We start from the raw sequence: 13,550 nt of genomic DNA, 5'->3' as shown, positions 1-13,550 counted from the left end.
CACTGTTATAAGCGCAAGAAGTTTGCCGGGCTGAGGCAGACGGAGGAGCAGAGAAGCGCATGACGATATTTTCCACCAGACACCGGAACCGGACTGCAACGGGCAAGACCGGGAAAATCCCGTCGTTTGCCGCCACATTGCTTCCGGCTATTGGGCTTGCAACCTTTCTTACCGCCTCTTCACCGGCAATCGCCGCCTATTGCGGCAGCACGCCGGAGCCGGGGCTGGACTGGAGCGAATGCACCAAGAAGAACCTGATGCTGCCCTCAAGCGAACTCGAAGGTGCCAACCTCTCCGGTACCGATTTTTCGCTGACCGACCTCAGCGGCTCGAACCTCGCATCGGCCAACCTCGAAAAAGCCAATCTGGTCCGCGCCTGGCTGGCTGGCGCAAGGGCTGAAAAGGCCAATTTCGCCCGCGTCGAGGCCTATCGCTCGAGTTTTGCCAACATTGCCGCCAACGGTGCATCGTTTGCCGGCGCCGAACTGCAGCGTGCCGATTTCAGCGGTGCTGATTTGACCGGAGCCAATTTCGAAAAGGCGGAGGTCGGCCGCGTCCTGTTCAAGGGTGCCGTGCTGACCGGCGTACGTTTTTCGCTGGCCAACCTGTCGCGCGCCAATCTCAGTGGCGCGACCTTCGAAGGGCCGCTGGACTTCGATCAGGCCTTCATGTTCCTCACACATATCGAAGGATTGGATCTTTCCGCAGCCAAGGGTCTCCAACAGGCACAAGTCGATCTGGCCTGCGGCGACAAGGAAACCAAGCTGCCGGAAGGGCTGACCACACCGACCGCATGGCCGTGCGCGTCAGACTGAGCCGGCTAACGAACGACATAGCTGGGCGCCACTTCCCCTCGCCTCGATCAATGGCAACACTGGACTTTAGTGGCTTCTCCGCTAGGTTCATTGCCTGAATGTGGAGGAGCGAATCATGAGCAAACTGACTATCCCACAGGAAGGTGGTTGCCGGTGCGGCCAAGTTCGGCTGAAGATCAGCGCACCGCCAATCATCACCATGGCCTGCCACTGCACCGGCTGCCAGAAAATGTCTTCCAGCGCCTTTTCGCTGAGCGCCGCCATCCCGGCCGAGGGTTTTGAAGTCATCGCCGGTGAACCGGTGATCGGCGGCCTGCACGGCGCAACCCGTCATTATTTCTGCCCGCACTGCCTGACATGGATATTCACCCGCCCTGAAGGCATGGACTGGTTCGTCAATCTGCGCCCGACCATGCTGGACGACACAAGCGGTATCGCCCCTTTCGTCGAGACATTCACCAGCGAGAAGCTACCCTGGGCGGCAACCTCAGCCGTGCACTCCTACGAGGCATTTCCGCTGATGGAGGCCTTTGCGGGACTGATACAGGAATTTGCGGAACGGACCTCCTAAAAGCGCTGCTGATACATGTTGCAATGCGGGCGGGTTGGCCGCTCGCATAAGCCCCGCAGACCAGTTTCGATCGAACCCCGGTGAACGGGCAGGATCAATCTGCCCGGTTCGGCAACTGCCAAACACCCTACCATGCAAGCCCATTCTAAAGTTCGCCGGTGGCCGTTCGACGTCGCGATCAGAACCGTTCTGCCGGGAATTGGCCTTACATTGACGTGAACTCGCGCCGAGAGGAGTCGGCCGGGTCAGCACTTCCAGTGGAGGAGATACCCATGAGCAGGAACAGAGGCGTAGTCTATCTGAAGCCCGGCAAGGTCGAGGTCCGCGACATCGACGATGCAAAGCTGGAAGCGCCGGATGGCCGGCGCATCGAGCATGGCGTCATTTTGAAGGTGATTTCGACGAATATCTGCGGCTCGGACCAGCACATGGTGCGCGGCCGCACCTCCGCCCTGCCCGGTCTGGTGCTCGGCCACGAAATCACCGGCGAAGTCATCGAGAAGGGTATCGACGTCGAGATGCTCGAGATCGGCGATATTGTTTCCGTGCCGTTCAACGTCGCCTGCGGCCGTTGCCGCTGCTGCAAATCGCAGGACACCGGCGTTTGCCTGACCGTCAATCCGGCGCGCGCCGGTGGTGCCTATGGCTATGTCGACATGGGCGGCTGGATCGGTGGACAGGCCAAATATGTCACCGTTCCCTATGCCGATTTCAACCTTTTGAAATTTCCGGACCGCGACAAGGCCATGGCGAAAATCCGCGATCTGACGATGCTATCGGACATTCTGCCAACCGGCTTTCACGGCGCGGTTAAGGCCGGTGTCGGTGTCGGCTCGGTCGTCTACGTTGCCGGTGCTGGTCCTGTGGGTCTGGCCGCCGCTGCGTCGGCGCGCATCCTCGGCGCCGCTGTCGTGATGATCGGCGATTTCAACAAGGAGCGTCTTGCCCACGCCAAAAAGGTCGGCTTCGAGCCGATCGACCTTTCGGCCAGTGACCGGCTGGGTGACATGATCGCTGAGGTTACTGGCAGCGATGAAGTGGATAGCGCCATTGATGCTGTCGGCTTCGAGGCACGTGGCCATTCAGGCGGCGAACAGCCAGCAGTCGTTCTCAACCAGATGATGGAAATCACCCGCGCGGCAGGCTCCGTCGGCATCCCCGGTCTTTATGTCACCGAAGATCCGGGCGCCGTCGATAGCGCCGCAAAGAAAGGCAGCCTGTCCATGCGCTTTGGCCTTGGCTGGGCAAAGGCACTGTCGTTCCATACCGGCCAGACCCCGGTTCTGAAATACAACCGTCAGCTCATGCAGGCGATCCTGCACGACCGGCTAAACATCGCCGAAATCGTCAACGCGAAGATCATCTCGCTGGAAGATGCCGCAGAGGGTTACGAAAGCTTCGATCAGGGCGTAGCACAGAAATTCGTGCTCGATCCGCATGGCGATCTCGCCAAGGTCGCTTGAACGGCTCGGCAAGGGCGTCCGGTATTTCCGGGCGCCCTGCACAATTCGGAAATCTTGCAGCTTCTGCAGAGGCCGAGATCAGAAGCCCTGAAACAGAAAGTCCGTAGCGGCGGTAATGGCGTCCGCATGATTTGTAAGGTCGGCCACTGTCTCTCCGATTTCGGAAACAGGAAGTGCCGCCATACGCTGCGTCGCCATAACATAAAGCTCCCCGTTGATCAGAAAACGGGGATTGAGCCGGGAAATCGACCAAGAAATGTCCCCGACCTGATAGAGAGGCACCATCACTCTGGAGGGCAGGTCGCTGAGTATGTTTGATTGAAGGTCAATAGCCAGGATAGGTTCTGACTTCAGCCGGTAGACTTGGAATCGCGCCATCAGAATTGGCGGTATTTCGCCAAGGGCAAACCATGCTTTTCGATATATTCATTCTCTAGCCGAATCGCCTCGGCATTTTCCAGCCGCCACAGACGCTCCTGCTCGGCTTTGACCGCACGCCCGATGCCATCCTCCGCCGCGCGCGACAAATTGATCTTGAGATCGCGTGCCTGCGAGACGAGGTCGCTATCGAGGGATAGATTGGCAGATTTGCGGGCGGACTGAGACATGGTCTTCTCCATCGGGCATGCGCCTAATATATGCGCATGCCCGATGGAAGAAAAGACCTACTCGTCGCTCATCTTCAGCGCTGCGATGAACGCTTCCTGTGGAATGTCCACCTTGCCGAACTGGCGCATGCGCTTCTTGCCGGCCTTCTGCTTGTCGAGCAGCTTGCGCTTGCGCGAGGCGTCGCCGCCGTAGCATTTTGCCGTCACGTCCTTGCGCAATGCAGAGATGGTTTCGCGGGCAATCACGTTGCCGCCGATGGCCGCCTGGATCGGGATCTTGAACATGTGCTTGGGGATCAGATCCTTGAGCTTTTCGCACATGTCGCGGCCGCGCCGTTCCGCAGCCATGCGGTGAACCATCATCGACAGCGCATCGACAGGCTCGCCGTTGACCAGCACCGTCAGCTTGACCAGATGGCCCTCGCGGTGTTCGGTCAGGTGATAGTCGAACGAGGCATAGCCCTTCGAGATCGACTTCAGCCGGTCGTAGAAATCGAACACGACTTCGTTGAGCGGCAGATCGTAGGTCAGCATGGCACGCTTGCCCACATAGGTGAGCTCGATCTGCAGACCACGCCGGTCCTGGCAGAGCTTCAGAATGCCGCCGAGATAGTCGTCAGGCGTCAGGATCGTCGCGCGGATCCACGGTTCATGGATTTCGGCAACCTTGACCACATCCGGCATATCGGCCGGATTGTGCAGCTCGCGCTCGGTGCCGTCGTTCATGAACAGCTTGTAGACGACGGACGGGGCGGTCGCGATCAGATCGAGATCGAACTCGCGTTCGAGACGTTCCTGAATGATTTCGAGATGCAGCAGGCCGAGGAAGCCGCAGCGGAAACCGAAGCCGAGCGCGGCAGACGATTCCATTTCGAACGAGAAGGAGGCGTCGTTGAGGCGCAGCTTGCCCATGGCGGAGCGCAGATCCTCGAAATCGGCAGCATCGACCGGGAACAGGCCGCAGAACACCACCGGCTGGGCCGGCTTGAAGCCCGGCAGCATCTTGGCCGTCTGGCGCTTGTCCTCGGTGATGGTGTCGCCGACGCGGGTGTCGGCCACTTCCTTGATCGAGGCGGTGATAAAGCCGATCTCGCCGGGGCCGAGCGCCTCGACATTGACCATCTTCGGCGTGATGACGCCGACGCGCTCCACCTGATACTTGGCGTCCGCACCCATCATCCGCACCGTCATGCCGCGCTTCAGCGTGCCGTCGAGCACGCGCACGAGAACGATGACGCCGAGATAGGCATCGTACCAGCTATCGACGAGCAGCGCCTTCAACGGGCCGTTCTCGCCTTCTTCGCTCTTTGGCGCCGGCAACTGGTGCACGATCGCTTCCAGCACGTCGGGAATGCCGAGGCCGGTCTTGGCCGAGATCAGCACGGCTTGGCTGGCGTCGATGCCGATGACTTCCTCGATCTGTGCGCGGATACGGTCAGGTTCGGCGGCCGGCAGGTCGATCTTGTTGAGAACGGTGACGATCTCGTGATTGTTGTCGATCGCCTGATAGACGTTGGCCAGCGTCTGGGCTTCGACTCCCTGCGACGCATCCACCACCAGCAGCGAGCCTTCGCAGGCCGACAGCGAGCGCGAGACTTCGTAGGCGAAGTCGACATGGCCGGGGGTGTCGATCAGGTTGAGGACATAGGTCTCGCCATTGTTGGCGACATAGTGCAGGCGTACGGTCTGCGCCTTGATGGTGATGCCGCGCTCTTTCTCGATATCCATCGAGTCGAGAACCTGCTCCGACATCTCGCGGGCGGCCAGGCCGCCGGTCGACTGGATCAACCGGTCAGCCAGCGTCGACTTGCCGTGGTCGATATGGGCGACGATCGAGAAATTGCGGATATGCGACAGGGGCGTCTTTGAAGGTGTTGTGCTCATGCGCCCGCATACAATGGAACCTTGGAAACTGCAAAGAATTTTACCGATTTCCGCCGACCAAATGCAATGAACGCCGCCTTTTGCCGCAAGGTTGCTGCAAAAGGCGAAACCCGTGATCGCCTCGAATGCCGGTTCTCAGAAGATCAGGAAATCGTCGGCCGTGAGTTTGAGACCAGGGGTCAACTGTGCAATCTGGATCGCCACGCCCTTACCCGTTCCGTCGGCGTCATAAAAAAGATCGCCGGTTTTGCTGTTGTAGATGATCCGGTCGCCGGCATCCGCCGCCTTGCTGCCGATGACAAAGGCCGAGGCTTTCAACGGGCCGGCCGGAAGCTTTGAAAAGATGGTGTGGTCCAGCAGCAGCAGATCATCGGCAACACTGAAATCAGTCAGCTTGTCGATATTGCCAGCGGCAAGCTTGGTATCGAAGAGGAAATGATCCTTGCCGCTTCCGCCGGTGAGGGTGTCTTTCCCGGCGCCACCATAAAGCTTGTCATTGCCAGTTCCGCCGGAAATCCTGTCATTGCCGGTTCCGCCCCACAGCCTGTCGTTGCCAGCGCCGCCCAGCAGCGTGTCATTGCCTTCACGCCCGTTGATTTTATCGTCACCGCCAAGGCCATCGATGGTGTCGGCGAGTTTCGAGCCCTTCAGCGTGTCCGCCTGCGCGGTGGGTTTGATATAGGCGGGGTCGCCGTCATGGGTGTCGATCAACCGGTCGAGATCGCGCTCGGGAGCGGCGAACGGAATGAATCCGTCTGCCAGGACCATCTTGTTGAACGCTGCGACGCGGTCGCTGCCACTGATATAATCGACCACGAAGACCGGTATGCCCTTGTCGATAAAGTCGCGCTTGAGGATGGCGATCGTCTCCTTGTCGGGCTTCAGCGGATTGTTCTCGTCCTTGTCACCACGATAATAGAGATCCTCGACCGCGATTCCGCCGATGACATCGAGATAGGCTTTTCTGCGCGCACTATCGGATCCCAGGTCATTCAGAATCCAGGCGCCGTTCTGGGGAATGACGAAAAAGTCCGGGTTGGTTTTGCGGGCGTGCTCCGTCAGGGCGACCACGAAATCGACCATCCGCTGTGCTGCCTGTTTCTGATTAACGGGATCACCAGGCTGGCGGACAGCCTTGGGAACTTCCGCACCCCAGAAATAATAGGCGTCGATGATGTCGAGATAGGCCGCATCGAACCCGGCCTTGACGATGGCGTCGAGATCGCCGGTCTTCCTGCTATTGAACATGGTGTTCTGCCAGTCGGCGTCCCAGTACCGAACCTTGCGCGATTCCGGCCAGTCGGGATTGACCGGCCCCAGCCAATCCGGTGCCTCGCTGGTCAGCTTGCCGGTGGCATTGCCATTGACCGTCCAGTCCTTGTCCCAGTAGTCGCGAAAATCGGAAGCCTCGCCGATGGAGATATAGGAGACGACCACGGACCTCCCGCCCATGCCGTCCTTCATGCGGGCCACCTCGTCGATGGTAAACCGTCCGTTGTTGGTGCCATCGCGCGAGGAATCGATGACCAGCAGATCATGAGTGGCGGAAACCAGCAGGTCGATGTTTTGCGGCGAGCCATTGAGCCCCTGCAACTGGTAACCCCAGTTGTCGACCGCAACGGTGCCGGTCGACGTCTTGAACATGAGCGCAAGTAAAAGCATGAGCACGATGAAGTCCCGATTTCTGTTTCCATCGGAATGAATAGGCGATTTCCGGCGGATCGGGATAGCCGGTTCAGGCAAATAGCATCAACGAAGTCTTCACAGGCCCACGCCAGGAAAGGTTCATAGAGCGCCGCCGCCGGTCTTCTCACCCTCGACCATCGCGCCTGCATTCGGCATCTGCGCGCTCTTCATCTCGAAATTCTCGCGCAGATGCTGCGGCACCGTTTCGCGGAATTTGAGGCGCATGGCGACGAAGGCCGCGTAGGCAAGCGCCGTGCCCATCGCTGCATAGATGAAGGTCTTCGGGCCGAAGACCGGTGTCAGCAGCGTGATCGACAGGGGAATGATCGTGGCGGCGATCGACCAGCACATCAGTAGCGTCGAGGCGAGCGGCACGAAATCGGCAGGTGCCGTGCGATCATTGGCATGGGCATTGGCGATTGAATAGACGGTTTCGACCGCACCGGCAAAAACGGCGAAGACCAGCATCAGCAGGATCAGGTTGGTAAACGAGACGGAGAGCGCCACGACCGCGGCGGCCGCAATCAGCAGGCAGACGAGGATCAGCACGATGCGCCGGTCGATCCGGTCCGACAGCACGCCCATCGGATATTGGATGAAGATCAGCCCGAACTGCATGACCAGCATCAGCAATGCCACATCGCCCTGGCTGACCGAATTGGCGGCGGCATAGATCGGGGTAAAGCCCTGCACGGCCATGGACAGCCCGCCGGCAGCGAGAACGCCGACGAAGGCGACGGGAGAGTTGCGCCAGACCATCGGCACGTCGACGCTGACTTTTGCGGGTGGCGGCGGATTGGGCAGACGCGTCAGGCCGATCGGCAGGATCGCCATGGTGGTGAAGAAGATCGTGAGTAGCGGCGCCAGATTGCCATCTGCCGGAATCTGGCCGAACAACCAGGCACCGGCGCCAATGGCGATGACATAGACCATGTAGAACACCGACATCGCCTTGCCGCGCCAGCTGTTGGCGCTGGCATGGTTGAGCCAGCTCAGCGAGATGATGAAATTGATATTGCCCGCCGCCCCATAGACGCCGCGCGCAAAAACCCAGAGCAGCGGGTGAAACCCGAGCGCGATCAAAAAGGCGGAAAGCAGAACCAGTGCCATCGAGCACGAAAACGCCCGCGCATGGCCGACCCTGCGGATCATCGGTCCGGCAACCACGCAGCCCGCGAGACCGCCAAAGGCAAGAGCCGTCACCGCAGCACCGGCCACCCAGGGCGGGCTGTCGCCCTTCGCCAGAAGGAACGGCACATAGGCGAACATCATGCCATTGCCGATGCCGACACAAGCCATGGAGGCAACGATACTGGCGATCGACAGCACGGATGCGCGCGGCTGTTCGGACCGGATTTCTTCTGTCGCCGCCATTCACCCTCTCAAGCTTTCAACAGGCGGCACTGTCGCCGCCTCTCCACGTCTTCACTAAGATATTGATCGCAAGGCAGTTTCCCCAAGAGACCTGCGCAACAGCACTCTACCCGGTTGGCTCAAATTTGAATGTCGCCAAAACGGCATAGGCCGACTTTATTTCAAGGGACCAGCAATTCTCATTGACTCCATTATAAGAACAATTAATTCTCTTATAATGGAAAACTCAAACGGTTTCGAAACAGATATTGCCGAGCGGATGAAGGCGTTGAGGCTGGCGCAGTCGATGACGCTGGACGATCTCGCCACCCGCGCGGGCGTCAGCCGGGCGATGATCTCGCGTATCGAGCGCGGCGAGGCAAGCCCGACCGCCCAGCTTCTTGCCCGGCTGTGCAGCGCGCTGGGCACGACATTGTCGCGATTTTTCGCCGATGGTGAAACTGCTAGCGATCCGCTCTCGCGCCGGGATGAGCAGCGCGTCTGGCGCGATCCGGAAACCGGCTATCTGCGCCGTTCGGTTTCACCGGATGGCACCGGTTCGCCGGTCGATATCGTCGAGGTCGAATTTCCGCCGGGTGCGCGCGTGGTATTCGAACATCAGCAGTTCGACGCCGGGCTGACGCAGCATCTCTGGCTGTTCGAAGGCAAGCTGACCATGACCGCCGGCGAAGAGACGCATGTGCTGGAAGCTGGCGACTGCCTATTCATGCGGCTTGCCGAAGCCCACATCTTTCACAATCCGCATGGCAAGCCCGCGCGCTACGCCATCATTCTCAACCGCAGCAAAGTCTAATCCCGATGTCCAAGATCACGATCCGCACGCTTACTTCTCCCGGCACCACGGCCGCCCTGCCCGCCCTTGCCGATATCCTTTCCGATTGCGTCGAAGGCGGCGCCTCCGTCGGTTTCATGTCGCCCTATACGCCGCAGGACGCGATGCCGTATTGGCAGGGAGTTGCACAGGCCGTCGCCGAGGGCAGCACCGTGCTGATCGTCGCCGAGAAAGACGACGAAATCCTTGGCACGGTTCAGCTCGGCATCGGCATGATGCCGAACCAGCCGCATCGCGCCGACCTGAAGAAGCTGCTTGTCCATCGCAAAGCCCGCGGCCTTGGCCTTTCCCGTCTGCTGATTGAGGCAGCCGAAGAGGCGGCAAGCAGACACGGACGGCATGTCCTGGTGCTCGACACCGCCACCGGAAGCCCGGCGGAAACCATCTATGAAAAATTCGGCTGGCAGCGCGTCGGCGTCATTCCGCAATATGCCCTGATGCCGGATGGCAGCTATTGCGGTTCGACGTTCTTCTACAAAACGCTGGCCGCAGATTAACGTGCGGGGTGGCGCAAACTCCACTTATCCTTGTCACCAAAAATGGCCATATCGCGCCGGAAAAACCACGTTTTCCGGCCAATCAGCCCATTCCGCACCCCTTGATCTTCGTGGTAGCTAATTTTCAGCCGCAAGGCGGATATTCTTAAGGGGAACTCATGAAAACCATTCTTCAGCGCGCGGGTCTGGCCGCGTTTTCCATTGCCATGCTTCTCGGCGGCATCTCCGCTGCCTCGGCAGCCGATGTCACCTTCGAGATGAAGAACAGCCATCCGAATGCCGTCGAAGTCGAGCTTTATAGCCAGGACCGCGACCATGTCTGGCCGGGCAACAACCAGGTTTACCTGCTGGATGACGGCGAAACCAAAGAGATCCCGCTATCCTGCGACCAGGGCGAAAAGATCTGCTATGGCGCCTGGATTTCCGGCGACAAGGAAACCTATTGGGGTACAGGTCCGGACAATGCCGAAACCTGCACGGATTGCTGCTACACCTGCACGGGCGGCAACACCGAAGAGATCGACCTGACCCAATAGTCGATCAAAAGACATTGGCGGGCGCTCCTGAACGGGCACCCGCCAGCCTCATCACTTTCAACGCGGCATCTTTGCAAAACCCTTGACCAGAATAGGCCCTGTCGGCCGGCCTGTCGGCGAGCCGCCCGCCTGCTCCATGGTAATCTCGTAGAGTTGCGCTTCCTGCGGCTGCGGCAGTACGGGACCGGCAAGAACGATTTCCTGCGAGCGCGGCAAAAGCCCCAGCGATACCGGCCCCAGTTCTTTGGACGGAAGCGTCCAGACCTGCATGGTGCGGCCTTCCGGCACCGTGAAATCGACAAGCGGCGTTACCCGTGCCGACGCATTGCCGAAATCCTCGACAATTGCCTGCGGCTCTCCCGTTGCATCCAGAAGCACGGCAACCACGCGTGGCTCCTGCTGCGACAGCAGGCTCCAGCCCAGACCAACCGCCAGAAGCATCGACGCGGCAATGCCGCCAAGGGCAGTACGGCGCCATACGGAACCGTTGTTGTCATTTGCTGGCGCCGGTTGGGCAAGACCCGCAGTGATACCGGCCTTTGGCTCGTCCAGCGTTGCAGCGATGCGCCCCCACAAGCCTTCCGGTTCGGCACCGGGCTTTGCCAGAAGATCCAGTGCCAGAAAACGGTCGCGGCTTTCGGCGACGGCGGCTCGCAAGGCTGCGTCGGTTTCGATCTCCACGTCGACGCGAGCATGATCGGCTGCGTCCAGAAGGCCGAGAACATATTCGTCGGCCAGTTCGTCGATATCCTGCTTACCAGCGCTCATGCCATGCACTCCCGAAGCGAGGCCAGTCCCCGGCGAACCCAGGCCTTGGCTGTGCCGAGCGGCACCTTCAGCCGCCCGGCGATCTCGCCATGGGTGTAGCCGGATATATAGACCATCAGGATGCTCCGGCGCTTGGTTTCGTCGAGCCGCGACAGGCACTCGCGCAACCGGTTCTGGCGATCGAGGTCAGCCCAGACATTGGCTGCATGATCCATGTGTTCTGCATCATGCAGATCGGCGAGATTGTCCGGCTCGGTGAATTCCAGCCGCTTGCCGTCGCGCACGAGATTAAGCGCCCGGTTGCGGGCGATGGCATAGATCCAGCCGCGCGCCGATCCGCGATCCGGTGCATATTGTCCGGACTTGGTCCATATCTGGATGAAGGCTTCCTGCACGACATCTTCGGCGAGGTCACGCCGGCGCAGGATACGCTGGGCAACGGCCACAAGCCGCGCGCCTTCCAGTTCAAAGATCGTCCGCAGTGCATTGCGATCGCCCTTGGCGCAACCGGCCAGCGCGTCTGCCAATTTCTCCTGATGCTCCTGCATTCTACTCCCACTGTCTCCTGCGCCGATCGCGCATGCGTCCCGGTTGCGTGCATTGCATCGACAGCCGTTGCTCGAGTGTCCACATAGGCGTTGTACCCGGCACGGCGACCTCTGGATGCATTTCACAAAAATAAAATTTCAGCCGGTGCATCCAAACCCGGCCTCCCATGTGTCTACCGGTTGGAAGGCGGCCTGAGATTGGCGCCTCCTGTGACGATTTCAGACAACAAGGAGACTTCGGATGAAGACCATGAAGACTGCATTGATCGCCTCCACGGCCCTGCTTGTCAGCGGCGGCGCCGTCCTTGCCGCGCCGGTTCTCGGCCTGACCGGAGACAAAACGCTCGTCCTGTTCGACACCGCCAACCCGGCCGTGACCAAGACCATGGACGTTACCGGCGTCGACAGCCTCGTCGGTATCGATTTTCGCCCGTCCAACAAGACCGTGATCGGCGTGACGCCGGACAGCCGGATCGTCACCATCGATCTTGAAACGGGTGCGGCAACCGAGGTTGCCAAGATGAACACGCCGCTGCCGATCGACGATGCGGCCGTTGTGGTAGACTTCAACCCGATGGCCGACCGGCTGCGCTTCATGACCGGCACGACCAATCACCGTGTTCACCCTGACACAGGAGAAGTCACCGTCGATGGCAAGCTCGCCTATGAGGATGGCGACATGCACAAGGGCGAAAAGCCGAATATCGTTGCTGCCGCCTACATCAATTCCCACGGCAAGCCGGAAAAGACCGGCATGTACAATATCGATGCGACGATCGGGGCGTTGATAAAGCAGACCAAGCCGAATGACGGCACGCTAGCCGCAATCGGCAAGCTCGGCATCGAGGGGGCAGCCCCGACCTTCGCCTTCGACATCCAGACCACGGCGGATGGAACCAACACCGCCTGGCTTGCCAACGGTACCAAGTTCTACACCGTCAATCTGGAAACGGGTGCAGCGACGGCAGCGGGCGAGATCACCGGTTCTGCGGGCGCGCTCCGCGACATCGCCGTTCTGCCTGCGATTTAGCGATGAGAGATACGGGCGGGTTGGCAGCTCTGCCAGCCTACCCGGCTGACAAATTTGACGTCTCCGGTAGCGCTAACCTGCCGCCGGAGACAGAAAGTTCATTTCCCAAAAGGCTTGCTCTTCATCTTCCTGCCGCAATCGGTAGTATGAAGCAGAGTAGATCTATTAGGGACCCGTGATTCCATGATGAAGAAAATCGCCGTTCTGGCCATCGCCGCCGTCTATCTTTCCGGCTGCACCACCACCGACCCGTATACCGGTGAGCAGAAGATGTCGAACACCGCCGGTGGCGCGCTGATCGGCGCGGGGCTGGGTGCAGCAACCGGCCTTCTGGTCGGCGGCAGTTCTGCCGGACGCCGCGACGCCGCCCTTGTCGGCGCCGGCATCGGCGCGCTCGGTGGCGGCCTGATCGGCAACTACATGGACAGCCAGGAATCGGAGTTGCGCGCGCAGCTGCAGAACACCGGCGTTTCAGTTACCCGCGTCGGCGACCGCATCGTTCTCAACATGCCGGAAAACATCACCTTTGCCACCGATCAGGACCAGATGAGCCCCAGGGCCTATCCGACACTGAACTCGGTCGCGATCGTGCTGCGCAAGTTCAACAAGACGCTGATCGATGTCGATGGCCATACGGATTCCACCGGTAGCGCCAGCCACAACCAGGATCTTTCGGAACGGCGCGCTATCTCGGTTGCCAACTATCTCGGCTCGCAGGGCGTGGATCAGCGCCGCATGTCGGCGGTCGGCTACGGTCCCGACCGGCCTATCGCTTCGAATGGCAGCCCGGCAGGCCGTGCGCAGAACCGCCGCGTCGAGATCTCCATCGCGCCGATCAAACAGAATTAATCCTGTTCATCGCCTTCGAAAGCCGGTCGCTGTAAAGCGGCCGGCTTTTTTGTGCGCTAAATCCTGGTTCGACGCTGAAACGCTCCAAA

General features: G+C 60.1%; 15 protein-coding genes. 8 read left to right on the top strand and 7 right to left on the bottom strand.

The features are described from left to right. Window positions 1–59: 59 nt before the first annotated feature. The 3 genes from ACQY8Q_RS13010 (at window position 60) to fdhA (ending at window position 2,849) form a co-directional block, all read left to right on the top strand. Window positions 60–815: a pentapeptide repeat-containing protein gene (locus ACQY8Q_RS13010; protein WP_428426952.1), complete on the top strand. Its 756-nt coding sequence runs from the start codon at window positions 60–62 to the stop codon at window positions 813–815. A gap of 115 nt (window positions 816–930) precedes the next feature. After that, window positions 931–1,386 carry a GFA family protein gene (locus tag ACQY8Q_RS13005; protein WP_428426951.1) on the top strand — a complete coding sequence of 152 codons (456 nt, stop codon included), beginning with the start codon at window positions 931–933 and terminating at the stop codon, window positions 1,384–1,386. Window positions 1,387–1,658: 272 nt separating this feature from the next. Beyond that, complete coding sequence (gene fdhA, locus ACQY8Q_RS13000) at window positions 1,659–2,849, top strand: formaldehyde dehydrogenase, glutathione-independent (RefSeq protein ID WP_428426950.1); 1,191 nt, start codon at window positions 1,659–1,661, stop codon at window positions 2,847–2,849. 78 nt (window positions 2,850–2,927) lie between these two features. Here fdhA and ACQY8Q_RS12995 read toward each other — a convergent pair whose 3' ends face one another. From ACQY8Q_RS12995 to ACQY8Q_RS12975, 5 genes are all read right to left on the bottom strand, one after another. Beyond that, window positions 2,928–3,227 (bottom strand): CcdB family protein, encoded by a 300-nt coding sequence (locus ACQY8Q_RS12995; RefSeq protein WP_428426949.1) that lies wholly within the window; start codon window positions 3,225–3,227, stop codon window positions 2,928–2,930. Beyond that, window positions 3,227–3,457, bottom strand: coding sequence for a type II toxin-antitoxin system CcdA family antitoxin (locus ACQY8Q_RS12990; RefSeq protein WP_428429776.1), 231 nt, complete (start codon window positions 3,455–3,457; stop codon window positions 3,227–3,229). The genes ACQY8Q_RS12995 and ACQY8Q_RS12990 overlap by 1 nt, the downstream gene beginning before the upstream one ends. A gap of 57 nt (window positions 3,458–3,514) precedes the next feature. Next, a complete protein-coding gene (gene lepA / locus ACQY8Q_RS12985; RefSeq protein WP_428426948.1) occupies window positions 3,515–5,341 on the bottom strand; it encodes a translation elongation factor 4 in 1,827 nt (608 codons plus the stop codon). Window positions 5,342–5,476: 135 nt separating this feature from the next. Then, the gene (locus ACQY8Q_RS12980) at window positions 5,477–7,003 is read right to left on the bottom strand and encodes an MJ1477/TM1410 family putative glycoside hydrolase (protein ID WP_428429775.1); all 1,527 of its coding nucleotides are present in this window, start codon (window positions 7,001–7,003) and stop codon (window positions 5,477–5,479) included. A 123-nt stretch (window positions 7,004–7,126) separates the two neighbouring features. Further along, complete coding sequence (locus ACQY8Q_RS12975) at window positions 7,127–8,401, bottom strand: MFS transporter (RefSeq protein WP_428426947.1); 1,275 nt, start codon at window positions 8,399–8,401, stop codon at window positions 7,127–7,129. Between the two features lie 217 nt (window positions 8,402–8,618). Here ACQY8Q_RS12975 and ACQY8Q_RS12970 point away from each other — a divergent pair, with 217 nt between their 5' ends. From ACQY8Q_RS12970 to ACQY8Q_RS12960, 3 genes are all read left to right on the top strand, one after another. Further along, window positions 8,619–9,194: a helix-turn-helix domain-containing protein gene (locus ACQY8Q_RS12970; RefSeq protein ID WP_428426946.1), complete on the top strand. Its 576-nt coding sequence runs from the start codon at window positions 8,619–8,621 to the stop codon at window positions 9,192–9,194. Between the two features lie 5 nt (window positions 9,195–9,199). Beyond that, window positions 9,200–9,730, top strand: coding sequence for an N-acetyltransferase family protein (locus ACQY8Q_RS12965; protein ID WP_428426945.1), 531 nt, complete (start codon window positions 9,200–9,202; stop codon window positions 9,728–9,730). 158 nt (window positions 9,731–9,888) lie between these two features. Then, the gene (locus ACQY8Q_RS12960; protein ID WP_428426944.1) at window positions 9,889–10,266 is read left to right on the top strand and encodes a hypothetical protein; all 378 of its coding nucleotides are present in this window, start codon (window positions 9,889–9,891) and stop codon (window positions 10,264–10,266) included. Between the two features lie 57 nt (window positions 10,267–10,323). Here ACQY8Q_RS12960 and ACQY8Q_RS12955 read toward each other — a convergent pair whose 3' ends face one another. Both ACQY8Q_RS12955 and ACQY8Q_RS12950 read right to left on the bottom strand, forming a co-directional pair. After that, on the bottom strand, window positions 10,324–11,034 hold the full coding sequence (locus tag ACQY8Q_RS12955) for an anti-sigma factor (RefSeq protein ID WP_428426943.1): 711 nt from the start codon (window positions 11,032–11,034) through the stop codon (window positions 10,324–10,326). After that, window positions 11,031–11,582: a sigma-70 family RNA polymerase sigma factor gene (locus ACQY8Q_RS12950; protein WP_428426942.1), complete on the bottom strand. Its 552-nt coding sequence runs from the start codon at window positions 11,580–11,582 to the stop codon at window positions 11,031–11,033. Before ACQY8Q_RS12950 ends, ACQY8Q_RS12955 begins: the two co-directional genes overlap by 4 nt. A 241-nt stretch (window positions 11,583–11,823) precedes the next feature. On the opposite strand from ACQY8Q_RS12950, the gene ACQY8Q_RS12945 reads away from it, so the two are divergent. Both ACQY8Q_RS12945 and ACQY8Q_RS12940 read left to right on the top strand, forming a co-directional pair. Further along, entirely contained in the window at window positions 11,824–12,612 is a 789-nt protein-coding gene (locus tag ACQY8Q_RS12945; protein WP_428426941.1) for a DUF4394 domain-containing protein, read from the top strand. 183 nt (window positions 12,613–12,795) lie between these two features. Continuing rightward, complete coding sequence (locus tag ACQY8Q_RS12940) at window positions 12,796–13,461, top strand: OmpA family protein (RefSeq protein ID WP_428426940.1); 666 nt, start codon at window positions 12,796–12,798, stop codon at window positions 13,459–13,461. Window positions 13,462–13,550: the final 89 nt, after the last annotated feature.

It is taken from the genome of Pararhizobium sp., from assembly GCF_965279435.1.
Taxonomy (GTDB): Bacteria; Pseudomonadota; Alphaproteobacteria; order Rhizobiales; family Rhizobiaceae; genus Pararhizobium.
Note: the sequence above shows the minus strand (reverse complement) of the source record. Positions and strands in the feature narration are given on the sequence as shown.

Excerpts from the sequence above, each read along its gene's own strand:
- ACQY8Q_RS13010 (WP_428426952.1), top strand. The coding sequence starts at position 60 with ATGACGATATTTTCCACCAGACACCGGAACCGGACTGCAACGGGCAAG.
- ACQY8Q_RS13005 (WP_428426951.1), top strand. The coding sequence starts at position 931 with ATGAGCAAACTGACTATCCCACAGGAAGGTGGTTGCCGGTGCGGCCAA.
- fdhA (WP_428426950.1), top strand. The coding sequence starts at position 1,659 with ATGAGCAGGAACAGAGGCGTAGTCTATCTGAAGCCCGGCAAGGTCGAG.
- ACQY8Q_RS12995 (WP_428426949.1), bottom strand. The coding sequence starts at position 3,227 with ATGGCGCGATTCCAAGTCTACCGGCTGAAGTCAGAACCTATCCTGGCT.
- ACQY8Q_RS12990 (WP_428429776.1), bottom strand. The coding sequence starts at position 3,457 with ATGTCTCAGTCCGCCCGCAAATCTGCCAATCTATCCCTCGATAGCGAC.
- lepA (WP_428426948.1), bottom strand. The coding sequence starts at position 5,341 with ATGAGCACAACACCTTCAAAGACGCCCCTGTCGCATATCCGCAATTTC.
- ACQY8Q_RS12980 (WP_428429775.1), bottom strand. The coding sequence starts at position 7,003 with ATGCTTTTACTTGCGCTCATGTTCAAGACGTCGACCGGCACCGTTGCG.
- ACQY8Q_RS12975 (WP_428426947.1), bottom strand. The coding sequence starts at position 8,401 with ATGGCGGCGACAGAAGAAATCCGGTCCGAACAGCCGCGCGCATCCGTG.
- ACQY8Q_RS12970 (WP_428426946.1), top strand. The coding sequence starts at position 8,619 with ATGGAAAACTCAAACGGTTTCGAAACAGATATTGCCGAGCGGATGAAG.
- ACQY8Q_RS12965 (WP_428426945.1), top strand. The coding sequence starts at position 9,200 with ATGTCCAAGATCACGATCCGCACGCTTACTTCTCCCGGCACCACGGCC.
- ACQY8Q_RS12960 (WP_428426944.1), top strand. The coding sequence starts at position 9,889 with ATGAAAACCATTCTTCAGCGCGCGGGTCTGGCCGCGTTTTCCATTGCC.
- ACQY8Q_RS12955 (WP_428426943.1), bottom strand. The coding sequence starts at position 11,034 with ATGAGCGCTGGTAAGCAGGATATCGACGAACTGGCCGACGAATATGTT.
- ACQY8Q_RS12950 (WP_428426942.1), bottom strand. The coding sequence starts at position 11,582 with ATGCAGGAGCATCAGGAGAAATTGGCAGACGCGCTGGCCGGTTGCGCC.
- ACQY8Q_RS12945 (WP_428426941.1), top strand. The coding sequence starts at position 11,824 with ATGAAGACCATGAAGACTGCATTGATCGCCTCCACGGCCCTGCTTGTC.
- ACQY8Q_RS12940 (WP_428426940.1), top strand. The coding sequence starts at position 12,796 with ATGATGAAGAAAATCGCCGTTCTGGCCATCGCCGCCGTCTATCTTTCC.